General features: G+C 69.9%; 15 protein-coding genes and 1 pseudogene. 7 read left to right on the top strand and 9 right to left on the bottom strand.

The features are described from left to right. Positions 1-319 precede the first annotated feature (319 nt). Both PH203_RS36035 and PH203_RS36030 read right to left on the bottom strand, forming a co-directional pair. On the bottom strand, positions 320-703 hold the full coding sequence (locus tag PH203_RS36035; protein ID WP_289925672.1) for a hypothetical protein: 384 nt from the start codon (positions 701-703) through the stop codon (positions 320-322). After that, positions 697-1,512 (bottom strand): sulfotransferase, encoded by an 816-nt coding sequence (locus PH203_RS36030; protein WP_289925615.1) that lies wholly within the window; start codon positions 1,510-1,512, stop codon positions 697-699. The genes PH203_RS36035 and PH203_RS36030 overlap by 7 nt, the downstream gene beginning before the upstream one ends. 307 nt (positions 1,513-1,819) lie before the next feature. Between PH203_RS36030 and PH203_RS36025 the strand changes: the two genes are divergently transcribed. Beyond that, positions 1,820-2,251, top strand: coding sequence for a hypothetical protein (locus PH203_RS36025; RefSeq protein ID WP_289925613.1), 432 nt, complete (start codon positions 1,820-1,822; stop codon positions 2,249-2,251). A 90-nt stretch (positions 2,252-2,341) separates the two neighbouring features. Further along, on the top strand, positions 2,342-2,635 hold the full coding sequence (locus tag PH203_RS36020; protein WP_289925612.1) for an acyltransferase: 294 nt from the start codon (positions 2,342-2,344) through the stop codon (positions 2,633-2,635). A gap of 15 nt (positions 2,636-2,650) precedes the next feature. Here the strand turns inward: PH203_RS36020 and PH203_RS36015 are convergent, their stop codons facing one another. Both PH203_RS36015 and PH203_RS36010 read right to left on the bottom strand, forming a co-directional pair. Beyond that, on the bottom strand, positions 2,651-2,914 hold the full coding sequence (locus tag PH203_RS36015; RefSeq protein WP_289925669.1) for a GlsB/YeaQ/YmgE family stress response membrane protein: 264 nt from the start codon (positions 2,912-2,914) through the stop codon (positions 2,651-2,653). A gap of 17 nt (positions 2,915-2,931) precedes the next feature. Further along, positions 2,932-3,867 carry an ion transporter gene (locus tag PH203_RS36010; protein ID WP_289925610.1) on the bottom strand — a complete coding sequence of 312 codons (936 nt, stop codon included), beginning with the start codon at positions 3,865-3,867 and terminating at the stop codon, positions 2,932-2,934. 140 nt (positions 3,868-4,007) lie between these two features. On the opposite strand from PH203_RS36010, the gene PH203_RS36005 reads away from it, so the two are divergent. Continuing rightward, positions 4,008-4,172, top strand: coding sequence for a twin-arginine translocase TatA/TatE family subunit (locus tag PH203_RS36005; protein ID WP_289925609.1), 165 nt, complete (start codon positions 4,008-4,010; stop codon positions 4,170-4,172). 28 nt (positions 4,173-4,200) lie between these two features. On the opposite strand, the pseudogene PH203_RS36000 reads toward PH203_RS36005, so the two are convergent. Then, positions 4,201-5,252: pseudogene (locus PH203_RS36000) on the bottom strand (hypothetical protein). Between the two features lie 171 nt (positions 5,253-5,423). Further along, entirely contained in the window at positions 5,424-5,999 is a 576-nt protein-coding gene (locus PH203_RS35995) for a TerD family protein (RefSeq protein ID WP_289921352.1), read from the bottom strand. A gap of 164 nt (positions 6,000-6,163) precedes the next feature. Between PH203_RS35995 and PH203_RS35990 the strand changes: the two genes are divergently transcribed. Together PH203_RS35990 and PH203_RS35985 are read left to right on the top strand one after the other, a co-directional pair. Next, the gene (locus PH203_RS35990) at positions 6,164-6,553 is read left to right on the top strand and encodes a BlaI/MecI/CopY family transcriptional regulator (protein WP_289925608.1); all 390 of its coding nucleotides are present in this window, start codon (positions 6,164-6,166) and stop codon (positions 6,551-6,553) included. Positions 6,554-6,559: 6 nt separating this feature from the next. After that, a complete protein-coding gene (locus PH203_RS35985) occupies positions 6,560-7,492 on the top strand; it encodes a M56 family metallopeptidase (protein WP_289925607.1) in 933 nt (310 codons plus the stop codon). Positions 7,493-7,519: 27 nt separating this feature from the next. Here PH203_RS35985 and PH203_RS35980 read toward each other — a convergent pair whose 3' ends face one another. From PH203_RS35980 to PH203_RS35970, 3 genes are all read right to left on the bottom strand, one after another. Beyond that, positions 7,520-7,855, bottom strand: a complete 336-nt coding sequence (locus PH203_RS35980) for a hypothetical protein (protein WP_289925606.1) — start codon at positions 7,853-7,855, stop codon at positions 7,520-7,522. Between the two features lie 149 nt (positions 7,856-8,004). Next, complete coding sequence (locus PH203_RS35975) at positions 8,005-8,460, bottom strand: TerB family tellurite resistance protein (RefSeq protein WP_289925604.1); 456 nt, start codon at positions 8,458-8,460, stop codon at positions 8,005-8,007. Positions 8,461-8,570: 110 nt separating this feature from the next. Next, positions 8,571-9,566, bottom strand: a complete 996-nt coding sequence (locus PH203_RS35970; RefSeq protein ID WP_289925603.1) for a sporulation protein — start codon at positions 9,564-9,566, stop codon at positions 8,571-8,573. Between the two features lie 288 nt (positions 9,567-9,854). On the opposite strand from PH203_RS35970, the gene PH203_RS35965 reads away from it, so the two are divergent. Both PH203_RS35965 and PH203_RS35960 read left to right on the top strand, forming a co-directional pair. Continuing rightward, positions 9,855-11,195: a hemolysin family protein gene (locus tag PH203_RS35965; RefSeq protein WP_289925602.1), complete on the top strand. Its 1,341-nt coding sequence runs from the start codon at positions 9,855-9,857 to the stop codon at positions 11,193-11,195. After that, positions 11,192-12,214: a hemolysin family protein gene (locus PH203_RS35960; RefSeq protein ID WP_289925601.1), complete on the top strand. Its 1,023-nt coding sequence runs from the start codon at positions 11,192-11,194 to the stop codon at positions 12,212-12,214. Before PH203_RS35965 ends, PH203_RS35960 begins: the two co-directional genes overlap by 4 nt. Positions 12,215-12,556: the final 342 nt, after the last annotated feature.

Below are 12,556 nucleotides of genomic sequence, written 5' to 3'. Positions count from 1 at the left end.
CGACCTGGACGCCGTCCTGGCCGAGCGCGCGGCGAGGTGGGAGTCGCTCGCCGCCGAAGAGCACGTCACTCTCGCCGTCACCGGCACGACGGCGGGTCGGGTCTGGGCGATCGATCCCGGGGGCCTTGGAGCAGGTCATCGACAACCTGGTCGCCGAGGCGCTGCGCGTCTCGCCGCCCGGCACGACACTCACGATCGTCCGCGTTCCCGGTGCCGAGCTGCACGTCATCGACCTACGCCCTGCCGCAGCGCGGCCAACCAGCGACTGTTGCTGCAGGGCTTCTACGGCTCGCTGGAGGAGGGCGGCGCCAGGTAGTCGTCAGGCGCTGACCAGACGCGGTCCGGTGAGAAGCTCCGCCACTCTGGCCGCCGTAACCTGCGGGTCCTCGTGCGCGGCGACACCGATCTCCATGTACCGGGTCCGGCTGGCCTCATGGCGTGCCCGCACTGTGACGGCCCCCGCCGCGGCCGACGGGACGATCGCCACGACCCCGTTGCGGGCCAGTACCTCGGCCACCATGCCCACGCGCCCGGCGTCGGCTCCCGCTTCGTCGAGCCGGTCGAGGACCTTCACCCGCCGTCCCTCGGCGGCCAGTCGCTCCGCCATCGCACAGGCGGCCGCACGCCGGTCGCCGACCGACCGCCCGGTCACCCACACCGTGACGCCGGGGCAGGTACATCGGCACTTCACGTCGTTCAACATCGATACCCCCAGGTGCGGGTGATGCCGCGCAGAGCCTCCGGAACGTCGTCCGGCTCGGGCAGCGGCCTCGCCTTCTGGATCTTTCCGGACTTGATGTTCTCGCTCCAGTCACCGATGAACGGCACGAACGGCCCGTGATCGCCCTTGCGGTAGTCGAGCATCTTCGGTGTCCACGCCACCCCGAGGTGGGCGCAGATCTCGCGCGTGACGTCTGCGGGTTGTTCGGTCAACTCCTCGTAGCGGACGGTGAGTCCGTCCAGTGCGTCCCGGGCCGCCTGGACTCCCTCGACGTATCCGCGTACTTCGCGCACGGTCGCGTCCAGGTCGCGGTCCGGGCGGTTGTTGATCAGTGAGCTGACCATCGAGGCCGGGTGGCGCAGCAGGAAGAGGTAGCGAGCCTTGGGCCAGCCCTCGTGCAGCCGCTCCCACACGCCCGCGTTGCCCGGCGTCTTGTCGACGATGATCTGCTTGCCGCTGATGACGAGTTCGCGGTGCAGGATGCGGTCCCACAGCAGGTACTCCAACTCGCGCTGGTCCAAGCCGAGTTCGGTCATCGCCTTCTTGGTGTACGGCTTGGTGAGGTCGACCGAGAGCGTGCGCAGGTGCATCTCGTGCGGGGCCCGGATCTGCGGATGGCTGTTGAGCAGCACGCGCAGCAGGGTGGAGCCGGAGCGGATGGAGGAGATCACGAACACCGGGTCCGGGACGAGGCGCTGGGCCGCCTGCGGTACGGGTGGCTCCGCGAGTCTGCGCACCCGCCGTCTCACGCCGCGCGCTATCCGGCGTACGTCTGTGCCGTGCAAGTCCATCGCCGTGCCTCCCTGCTCCCAGCGTGTGGAACCTGACCCTCCCGTTGAAGACTTGACCATAATGGGACCGGGCCCTGGGGTCGCCATGGGCTACGGATGAGAATCCGATGAGACAAGGGCCCGCCCGGGCTGCGCAGGGCATCTCCGGTTTCCGGAGGGTGAGTACGGGGCTGGCACCAGTGCGGGTGTGTACATGCGTTGAGGATGCTGAGCGCATGTACAGAACTTCTTCCGGGGCGCTGCCGAAGCCCGGCCGAAAGGCCGTCTGGACTGGCTGGACACCTTACGCATCGCCCTGACCGTCCTCGTGGTCGTCCACCACGCGGCGCAGGCGTACGGACCCGCCGACTGGTGGTACGTCGAGGGCCGGCCGCGTGCGCAGACACTCGGCATGCTCTCCGCGGTCGACGGGGCCTTCCTCATCCAGAACCTGCTCGCCTACAGCTTGCTGTACGTCCTGTGCAGCAAGGCCGTCCGTCTGGTGCGACGTCGGTCGAGAGGCGGGGGTGCGACGCGTGTGCCGGGGCACGCGGCACTGCTGTGGCTGACGGCCGGGATCGCCGCGGCCACCTTCCTCGTACGGCTGCGCTACCCGCTGGACGAGTGGGTTCCGGTACTGGACTTCCTTCAGGTCGAGCCCGCCCGGGTGCCGCAGTACGCGGCCTTCTTCACGCTCGGGGTGCTCGCGCACCGCCACGGCTGGCTGGAGCGGTTCGACGCCCGCATCGGGAGGGCGTGACTGTGCGGCGGCCTGGCGGGGACGGCGCTGCTGTTCGCCATCGGCGCGGACGTCGACTGCTTCGGGCCCGGCGGCTTCGAGGGGCCGTCGGTGCTGTGGGCCGTGTACGAGAGCGCGTTGTGTGTGGCCTTGTGCGTCGGCCTGCTCACGCTGTTCCGGGAGACGGTGACACGCCGGCCCCGGCTGTCGGGCGAGCTTGCGGCCGATGCGTGCGGCGTGTACATCGTCCACCTGCCGCTGGTGGTCACCGCGCAGTACTGCCTGGCAGGTCGCGGCCTGTCCGCGGTCGGAGCGTGGGCGGTCGTGTGCGTGCTTGTCGTCCCGGCGGCCTTCCTCCTGGCGGCCGGGCTGCGCGGACTGCCAGGAGTCCGGCGGGTGTTGTGAGCCGGCCGGGACCGGTCAGCGACGCAGCTTCACCTCGCTGACCGCGGCGACGCCGAGGGTGGCGAGGGCGATTTGGGTGAGCCACTCGCCCCAGTCGACGCCCTTGGTGTCGGCGATGTCGAGGCCGGAGGCGATGCCGGTTCCGACGAACGCGGCGACGATGCCGATCCCGATGGTCCACAGGATGCCGATGCGTTGCCGGCCGGGTACGACGAGCCGGCCGAGCACGCCGAGCACGATGCCGATGACGATCGCGCTGATGACGCCGGAGATCTCTATGAGCGGTCTGCCATCCCTCAGTCGTTGGCGACGTGCGAGTGCCCGTTCGCGTCGATGTCGGTCTGTCCGGTCGGCCGGGGGAAGGCCGGGGTGCTGCGGTCGAGTTCGGCCTGGAGGTCGTCCAGGGCGCGGCGGACGGCGAGGATGCGTTCGCGTAGCGGCCCCGGGTCCGACGGGCTCTCCACCCGCTCCGGCTCGTCCTGTTCTACCTGCCGTGCCTCGTCGAGGGAGGTCAGGACGACACCGATGAGCACGTTGACGAGGACGAAGGAGGCGATGAGGACGTAGGAGGCGTAGTAGAGCAGGCTCCAGCGGGAGATCTCCAGGCCGGCGCGGACCGCGTCGCCGATACCGTCCAGGGTCATCAGCAGGAACAGGGAGAGCACGGCGCGGCCGATCGAGCCGTAGTGCTCGGGGTCGTGGCGGGCGAAGAAGACCCAGCCGACCATGGCGTACACGTACAGGAGCAGGGCGCCGACGAGCAGGAAGCTGAGCGTGCCGGGCAGGCTGCGGGCGACTGCGGTCAGGACGACGCGGAGCTGGGGCAGGAAACGGGCAGTGCGCAGGACCCGGGCCAGTCGCAGCAGCCGTAGAACCGTGGTGTTCTCGCGGACGAGCGGCAGGAAGGCGCACAGGACCACGGCCAGGTCGAAGACGTTCCAGGGGTCCTTCCAGAACTCCCCGGGGCGGTCGGCGTGAGCGGCCGCTCGCAGCAGGATCTCGACGGTGAAGGCGGCGAGGCAGAGGTGTTCGGCCAGCCGTAACCAGCGGTGCCAGTCGGCCACCAGCCCGCTGTAGGTCTCCACGCCCAGGAGCGTGGCATTGGCCAGGATCAGCGCGAATACGGTGAACGCGAACCAGCGGGCCTCGGTCACGGCGCGGCAGCGGCGCGCCAGCTCGGCACGGGTGGACGCGACGTTCGGTGTGGTCGTGGAGTCGTGGTGCTCCGACATCCTTCTGTCCCTGCTCCCTGGCATGGCGCAGCCCCCCTTCCGGCCAACGCGGCCGGAAGGGGGGCTTGTTGGGCGATCACATTCAAGGGATACTTCTACAGCACTGTAGACGCTATCGCCTTGCCGGGAGAGCAGACCTGATGTTCGGCATGAGTGAACTGGCCCTGATCCTCCTCGTCGTGGTGGTGGTCCTCGGTATCAAGAAGCTGCCCGAACTGACGCGGTCAGCGGGCAAAGCCGCCCGCATCTTCAAGAGCGAGGCCAAGGCCCTCAAGGAGCAGGACGACCCGCGCGCGGGTTCCTGACAGAAGGAGACCGGCGCCCCCGGGGCCCTCACCCCGGGGCAGGGATGGAGTCCGGCCCTGGCCGGACGGTGTCCTCGCGTGGGAAGGCCCAGCTCATCCTCGGCTCCATCGCGCACCGGAAGACCCGCCGCACCGGCGCCGTGCACAACCCGGTGACGACCACGGCGGCGATGAGGGAGACGGTGATCGCGCCGATCGGCTGGCGGAAGAAGCCGAGGCGGGACCAGTGCCAGTGGTTGGCGGCCTGGACGAAGAAGCCGTGCAGCAGATAGCCGTAGAGCGTGCCCGCGCCCAGTGTGGTGAACCACATCCGGCGCCCCGGCACCCAGGACAGGAAGCAGCCGAACAGGGCGAGGGTCATGAGCGGGCCGTACCAGGCGGGTACGGCGAAGTGCTCGGCGGCGTCCTTGTGGAAGAACCAGGCGTAGTCCATGTGCGGGACCGCCCAGTACGAGAACACGACTGCGCCCACGAGAACCGGTACGGCCGCGATCCGTACCCACCACTGCCGCACCAGGCTGAAGTGTCCCGGCCGCAGACACAGGCCGAGCACGAAGCAGTGCAGGAACTGCAGCGTGCGCTGGAGGTCGAGGTCCTTACCGATGGACGGAGTGAGGCTTGCCGGCGCCGCGATACCGAGGGCGATGGGCGGCGGCCACCGCACGGTCTTCCAGATCGGCGTGGTCAGCCGCCAGATGAACAGAGCCGCCAGGAACCAGGTCAGATACAGCGGGTCCAGCGGACTGATCGCCCGGTCCGGTTCGCCGCCGGACCAGCGTGTGGAGAGGGTGTACGCCGTCTCGAAGCCGACGTACGGCACGACGACCCCGGTGATCAGACGCTTGAACTTCGCCGGGCTCGCGTCGAAGCTTCGGGAGAAGTAACCGGAGACGATGATGAACGCCGGCATGTGGAAGGCGTAGACGACCGTGTATAGCGCGGTGACAGCACGGCTGTCGGAGCGCAGCGGCTCCCAGGCGTGCCCATCGCCACCAGTACGATCGCCGGGTACTTGGCGTTGTCGAAGAACGCGTCCCGCTGCCCCGGATGCCCGGCCCCCGCCGTCGCCCGGGGCGTCATGGCCCGGCCCCGCACCGCCTGTGCTGTCGTAGTGCTCACCACTCGCCCTGCCCGTTCGCTGTGAAACCCGCGGGGCGGGTTACGCGTCTGACAAGAGTTACGGCAGTGGTGTGGAACGACGGCATCCGGTTCGCCTTGCCGCCTTCGGGCCGCGCAAACCCGGTGGACGGGTCAGACGTTGACGCCGAAGTCGGAGGCGATCCCGGCGAGTCCGGAGGCGTAACCCTGGCCGACCGCGCGGAACTTCCACTCCGCGCCGTTGCGGTAGAGCTCGCCGAAGACCATGGCCGTCTCGGTCGAGGCGTCCTCGGACAGGTCGTAGCGGGCGATCTCGGCGCCGCCGGCCTGGTTGACGACCCGGATGAAGGCGTTGCGGACCTGGCCGAAGCTCTGGCCGCGGTTCTCCGCGTCATGGATCGACACCGGGAACACTATCTTGTCGACCTCGGCCGGGACCGCGGCGAGGTTCACCTTCACCGATTCGTCGTCGCCCTCGCCCTCGCCGGTGAGGTTGTCGCCGGTGTGCTCGACCGAACCGTCGGGGCTGCGCAGGTTGTTGTAGAAGACGAAGTGCCGGTCGGACAGCACCTTGCCGGAGGCGTCCAGGAGCAGGGCGGAGGCGTCGAGGTCGTAGTCGGTACCGGTCGTCGTCCGGACGTCCCAGCCGAGGCCGACCAGGACCGCGGTCAGGCCCGGTGCCTCCTTGCTGAGTGAGACGTTGCCGCCCTTGGACAGGGAAACTCCCACGGTTTTCCTCCTGGTTGAGACCTTGGTCGAGATCCTGTGTTGTGCCGAGAGTGAATCTACAGCACTGTAGAAAGTGTGTGAAGGGTGGGGTTCGGGTGCGAGGCCCTGGGTGTCCTTACGATGGATCGCCCGTGAAGTGCGCGGCAGTGGAAGGGAGGCAGGGCGTGACGGAACACCGGCAGCGTTCCCGGCGACGGGGGCAGGGTGAGCTGGAGGCGTTGGTGCTGTCCGCGCTGCGCGAGGCGGACGGGCCGGCGACGGCCGGCTGGGTGCAGGAGCGCCTGGGCAGCGGCCTCGCCTATACGACGGTGATCACGATCCTGACCCGGCTGCTGAGCAAGGGCGCGGTCACGCGCGAGCGGGACGGCCGGTCCTTCGCCTGGCTGCCCGTCGCGGACCAGGCGGGCCTGGCCGCCCACAAGATGCGCCGGGTGCTGGACGCCGAACGGGACCGGGAGGCCGTACTCGCCAGCTTCGTGACGGGTCTGGGTCCCGACGACGAACGGCTGCTGCGCGATCTGCTGGGGCACCCCCGTGACGAGGGGGAAGACTGACGCCTCATGGGGGTCTTCGTCTTTCTGCCGCTGGTCCTGCCGCTCACGGCGTGGCCGGTCGCCCGTCTCGCCGAGCAGCGTCTGCATCCGCGTACGGCCACCCGGCTGCTGACCGGCGTGGCCGCGGTGATGGCCGCGTGCAGCACGGTGTGCCTGGGGCTGCTCATGGTCGTCGGCACCGCCCAGCTGCCCGGCAACCCGCTGCCGGACGGCTGGTCCGACCCGGAGGTGCGTCAGGCCGTTCCGTACGACGAGGTCGCCGGTCGTGCGGCCATCCCCGCACTGTGCGCGGTGGCCCTGGTCTGCGGTCGGACGCTGTGGCGCCACGGCCGGGTCCGGCGCGGGGCGCACCGGACCCTCGCCGGGCTGCCGGGTACCGAGGTCGCCGTCCTGCCCGACGCGGTCCCTTACGCGTACGCGCTGCCCGGTGGCCACCGTGACCGCATCGTCGTGACCACCGCGCTGCTCGACTCTCTGGAACCGGCCGAGCGCCGGGCTCTGTTCGCCCATGAGCGGGCCCATCTCGCCGCCCGTCACCACCGTCATCTGCTGGCCGTTCAACTGGCGGCGCGGGCCAATCCGTTCCTGCGGCCGTTGCGTACGGCGGTGGCGTACACGGCGGAGCGCTGGGCCGACGAGGAGGCCGCTGCGGTGGTCGGCAGCCGTCGTACAGTGGCGCTGGCGATCGGCAAGGCCGCCTTGGTGTCGCGCGGTACGCCCCTGGCCACGCTGGCCGGTCTGGCCTCGGCGGGGCCGGTGCCGCGGCGGGTGGCGGCGCTGCTGGGGCCCGCGCCCGTAGGGCGGCGCTGGCCGTCGGTGTTCACCGCGGTGGGCCTCGCGGTGTGGGGCGCCGCTGCCGGGACGGCCGTATCAGCGATGGCCTCCGCGAATTCCGCCGTGACCATGATCTTCATCCTGCACGCGGCTACGCCCCTTTGACACGATCGGACGCAGTCAGGCGCGCGGTCAGACGCTGTCGACCAGCACGGCGAGCCCAGCGATCAGGCCGACGAAGACGAGGACCGCCGGCAGACAGACGATAAGGGTCAGCCAGCCGGTGAGGATATTGGCCAGTGCCGGGCCGCGGCCTTCGTCGTCGAAGCGGTGACCGCGATGGGGGTACCTCCCGCTCGAGCGAAGCCGAGAGTGGGGGAGGGCGATATGGACCGTGGGGATGGCGATCAGGGGGCACAGCAGGGCGAAGGCGACGAAGATGCCCGGGTTGAGCCAGGCGGTGCCGGTGGCGAAGTTCCCTAGGAAACCCACGGCGCCCAGGGCGAAGAATCCGCTGACCTTGGCCATGTGGTTCCGGCCAGCGAGAGTCTGCGTTGTTCCACTGGTGTCCGCGGTGCTCCTGACGGGGTCCGCCGAGATGTCCTGCGGGTCGGCCCCGCACCCTCGAATCGGCATGGGTGCGGGGGCCGTTCGCCGCTCAGCGCGGCGGGCAGTGCTCAGAGGTCGAACTCGTGCGGCGGCAGGTCCAGTGTGAAGCATGCCTCGCGGACGACGGCCTGTTCGGTCTTGTCGAAGTCGCCGTCGGCGCCGCCGATGACGATGCCGATCTGGATGACGGCACGCGCCTCGGCGGGCTTCTTCTTCGCCTTGGCGATCTCCTGCAGCACGCTCACCTTGCCGAACGCGAAGTCGGCGGTCAGTTTGTTCAGGTTCTCGTCGAAGCGCCGTTGAAGGTCCGTCGCGTCGAAGTTCTGCAACACCTCGTTGGTGGCGATCAGCTGCGCCACCCGCTGCCGCTCGGAGGGGTCGACGGTGCCGTCGGCCGCGGCGACCAGGGCGCACATGGCCATGCTCGCGTCACGGAAGGCGCCGCTCTTGAGGTCGTTCTTCTTCGCCACGAGCTGGGTCTGCATCGTCGATGCGGACTCCTTGAGGCGGTCCCACAGGGCCATGAGAACTCCGGAGGGTCGTAAGGGATCAAGATCTACAGCAAGGTCTACAGCGATGTAGAAACTAACGGCGGGGCGGATAAGTTCCGGCCGGTTCCGTCATTCCCCTTCCGTCACTCCTCTTCCTCGTCGCCTTCGTCGTCGCCCTCGAAGAAGTCCCCGACCTCGTCGACCACCTCGGCCGCCACCATGCCGCCGACCACACCGACGGCGAGACCGGCCGCGCCCGCGGCCACGACGGTGCCCATGCCGGGACCGGAGCGGTGACCCTCGTGGTGGTCGCCGTATCCGTGGTGCCCGCCGTGGCCTTCGTGTCCGTATGCGGCGTGGGAGCCGTACGATGCCCGGTGCTCGACCAACTGCCGCATCCAGCCCTCGACTTCGGCGTTCCAGTCGCGCACGTCATGGTGCCCGACCGTGAAGCGGGTGACCGTGTCATGGCCCTCGGAGAAGAACCCACCGCGCTTGTCGGCCTCCAGGATCACCTCCAGGCCGCCGGGGTTCGCGAGGAAGGTCAGCTCGATCTCGTTGACCTGGCGCGCGTACTGCGGGGCCGGGGTGAGTTCGATCTCCTGGTAGAAGGGCAGCTGCTGGCCGGTACCGCGGATGTGTCCGTACTCCAGGTCCGCCGACTTGAAGCCGAACCCGAGCTGCCCGAGCGCTTCGAGGATCGCCTCCTGTGCGGGCAGCGGCGTGACGTTGAGCTGGTCCAGGTCGCCCTTGTCCTTCGCGCTGGCCACCGACAGCTCGGTCCGCACGCCGAGGACGATGCCCAGGCCCTGCCCGTACAGCTCGGTGATCGGCGTCTCCCACGGCAGCGCCACGCGGAACGGCACGCTGCGCTGCTCGCCCTCGCCGAGTCGGAAGCCGCCGCCGACGGTGAAGCGGTCGAAGACGACGACGCCCTCGCTCTCGCCCTCCTCGTGCTCGGCCTCGACTCGTGCCACCAGTTCCAGGGTGATGTGCTCGATCTCGAAGTCGGCGTTGCCGCCCTGGAGATGGACCTGGCCGGTCAGCGTGCCGCCGGGGTGGACAGGGGCCGGGTCCAGGACTGTGTCGACCGTGGGGCCGCCCACGCCGAGCGAGCCGAGCAGTCGTTTGAACACCATCGTGGCGTTCACTCCTTCATGTGCATTCGTGTTCCGGGCGCGAGGCCCTTCTACAGTTGCGTAGAAGCATATGGGTGGCGGTGCGCTGGACGAGCCTGCTCCACGCCCATGGCGCAGGAACGGCCGAAAAGTGGTTCTCCGCATCCCGGGGGAGCGATACTTTGCGGCTCCTTTACAGTGGGTGTAGAAGCAGATGACCTTCAGAAGGAGCGTTGGTCCCCCGATGGGTGAGCCTCCCAGTACCGGCCGTGCCGTGTCCCGCCTCCACGAGGGAACGGGGGTGGCACGGTGACCGAGATCCTGCTGCTCCTGGTGGCGCTACTCCTCACGCTGGCCTGCGCGGTGTTCGTCGCGGCCGAGTTCTCGCTGACCACGGTCGAGCGCTCGGACCTGGAGCGAGCCGCCGAGGCGGGGGAACGGGGCGCGGAGGGCGCGTTGAAGGCCGTCCGCCGTCTGACGTTCCAGCTCTCCGGCGCTCAGCTCGGCATCACCGTCACCTCGCTGGTGATCGGCATGCTCGCCGAGCCGTCGCTCGCCGCGCTGCTGCGCGGTCCGCTGGCGGCGGTCGGCCCGGGCGGGGCCGCCTCAACCGTGGCGACCGTGCTGGGCGTGGTGGTCTCCACCGTCGTGCTGATGGTCGTCGGCGAGCTGGTGCCGAAGAACTGGGCGATCTCCCGGCCGCTGGCCGTCGCCAAGGTGGTCGCCGGTCCACAGCGCGGTTTCACCGCCGCTTTCGGGCCGTTCATCCGGCATCTCAACAGCACCGCGAACCGGTTCGTACGGCGCTTCGGCCTGGAGCCCGCCGAAGAGCTGGCCTCCGCTCGCAGCCCCGAGGAACTGATCGCGCTCGCCCGGCACTCGGCCGCCGAGGGCGCCCTGGAGGCCGATTCCGCCGAACTGTTCGTGCGCACACTGCATCTGGGCGAGCTGACCGCCGAGAACGTCATGACCCCACGCGTGGACGTGAAGGCCCTGGAGACGCACGCCACGGCCGCCGACGCCGCCAACCTCACCCACGCCACCGGACTGTCCCGCTTCCCGGTCTACCGCGACAGCCTCGACGAGGTGGTCGGCACCGTCCACATCCGCGATGTCCTCGCCCTCGCCCCGGAGCAGCGGGCGACCACCCAAGTCACCGAGCTGGCCACCGAGCCGCTGCTGGTGCCCGACAGCCTCACTGCCGACCGGCTGCTGGAGCGGCTGCGCCAGACGCGCACCATGGCGGTGGTCATCGACGAGTACGGCGGTACGGCGGGCGTGGCGACCATGGAGGACATCGTCGAGGAGGTCGTCGGCGAGGTACGGGACGAGCACGATCCCGTCGAGGTGCCCGACCTGCTGGCCGTCCAGGCGGGCGAGGACGGGCGCGCGGTGTGGGAGGCGGACGGCGGGCTGCGGCTCGATCAACTCGCCGCCATAGGACTGACCGCGCCGGAGGGGCCGTACGAGACCGTGGCCGGGCTCATGGCCACCCGGCTGGCTCGGATCCCGGCCAAGGGGGACGTCCTCGACCTGGACGGCTGGCGCCTTGATGTCCTCGACGTCGACCACCATCACGCCGACCGCGTCCGTATCACCGAACCGGCACCGGTCGAGGTGCCGGCGCAGGCGGGGGAGGAATGGCGATGACCACGCTGCAACTCGTCATCGGCGCCCTGACCCTGCTGACCAACGCCTTCTTCGTCGGCGGTGAGTTCGCTCTCATCTCCGTGCGCCGCAGTCAGATCGAACCGCTCGCCCAGGAGGGGAACAAGCGGGCCCGTATGACCTTGTGGGGCCTGCAACACCTCTCCGCGATGATGGCGACGGCCCAGCTCGGCATCACCGCGTCCTCGCTGGTCCTGGGCGCGGTCGCCGAGCCGGCCATCGCCCACCTCCTGGAGCCGGGCTTCGAGGCGACCCACATCCCGCACGGCCTGGTGCACCCGGTCGCCTTCGTGATCGCGCTGACCGTGGCGACGTATCTGCACATGCTGATCGGCGAGATGGTCCCGAAGAACATCGCGCTGGCCGCGCCCGTCCCGACCGCGCTGCTCCTCGGTCCGCCCCTGGTGGCCCTCACACAGACGCTGCGGCCCATCGTGTTCGGCATCAACGCCTTCGCCAACGCCCTGCTGAAGCTGCTGCGCGTCGAGCCGAAGGACGAGGTCGAGTCGGTGTTCACCGACGACCAGCTCGCCCGCATGGTCATCGACGCGAGCGAGGCCGGACTGCTGTCGCCCGCCGACGGGGAGCGGCTGCGGGACGCGCTGGAGCTCGGCACCCGGCCGGTCGGCGAGATCCTCGTCCCCGCACAGAAGATGCGCACGGTCGACGCCTCCGTCACCCCGGCCCGGCTGGAGCGGATCGCCGCCGACGCCGGTTACTCCCGCTTCCCGGTCACCGCCGGGGACGGCGCCCTGCTCGGCTACCTGCACATCAAGGACACCCTCGGGGTGGCCGACCGTGACCGTCCCTTCCCACCTGGCGCCCTGCATCCGGTCACCCGGGTGCGCATCGACACCCCGCTGGACGACGCGCTGACGGCGTTGCGCGGCGAGCGCAGCCATCTCGCGGCGGTGCTGGGGGAGCAGGGAACGGTGATCGGGTTCGTGACCATGGAGGACGTGCTGTCCGAGCTGGTCGGGCAGGCGCCGGAGCGTGGGTGAGGGGCGCTGAGCACTCCGCAGGCTGTGGCGACATGCGGCTCCGCCGCGGGGCGGGGGTGGGCTTCGGTCGACTGCCTGCCGTCGTGGCTGATCGCGCGGCTGCCGTGCCCCTTTCGAGCGTCCGAACCGCACCGGACGTCCTCCTCGGACAGGACTCCTGGAGGCAGCGAGGTCGGTGCGGTCCCTGTCGTGACGAGCAGGACGGCGGCGGCGGCCACAGCAGTGGCATCCATACGAAATCCTTGAAGTCTGCGAAGAGCTGACACTGTGACGTCAGGGCGAGACGGCCCTGTCGGCCGCGTCCGTGCGCGCCGGGCATGGCCCACGGCTCCACCGCGGGCG

This window comes from Streptomyces sp. S.PB5, from assembly GCF_030403745.1.
In the GTDB taxonomy this organism is placed as follows: Bacteria; Actinomycetota; Actinomycetes; order Streptomycetales; family Streptomycetaceae; genus Streptomyces.
The sequence above is the reverse complement of the archived record's forward strand: the minus strand, read 5'-3'. Positions and strand labels throughout refer to the sequence as shown.

What these genes read in the sequence shown, in the direction of transcription:
- PH203_RS35960 (WP_289925601.1), top strand. Translation starts at nt 11,192, where the DNA reads ATGACCACGCTGCAACTCGTCATCGGCGCCCTGACCCTGCTGACCAAC.
- PH203_RS36030 (WP_289925615.1), bottom strand. Translation starts at nt 1,512, where the DNA reads ATGGACTTGCACGGCACAGACGTACGCCGGATAGCGCGCGGCGTGAGA.
- PH203_RS36010 (WP_289925610.1), bottom strand. Translation starts at nt 3,867, where the DNA reads ATGTCGGAGCACCACGACTCCACGACCACACCGAACGTCGCGTCCACC.
- PH203_RS35975 (WP_289925604.1), bottom strand. Translation starts at nt 8,460, where the DNA reads ATGGCCCTGTGGGACCGCCTCAAGGAGTCCGCATCGACGATGCAGACC.
- PH203_RS36005 (WP_289925609.1), top strand. Translation starts at nt 4,008, where the DNA reads ATGTTCGGCATGAGTGAACTGGCCCTGATCCTCCTCGTCGTGGTGGTG.
- PH203_RS35980 (WP_289925606.1), bottom strand. Translation starts at nt 7,855, where the DNA reads ATGGCCAAGGTCAGCGGATTCTTCGCCCTGGGCGCCGTGGGTTTCCTA.
- PH203_RS35985 (WP_289925607.1), top strand. Translation starts at nt 6,560, where the DNA reads ATGGGGGTCTTCGTCTTTCTGCCGCTGGTCCTGCCGCTCACGGCGTGG.
- PH203_RS36035 (WP_289925672.1), bottom strand. Translation starts at nt 703, where the DNA reads ATGTTGAACGACGTGAAGTGCCGATGTACCTGCCCCGGCGTCACGGTG.
- PH203_RS35970 (WP_289925603.1), bottom strand. Translation starts at nt 9,566, where the DNA reads ATGGTGTTCAAACGACTGCTCGGCTCGCTCGGCGTGGGCGGCCCCACG.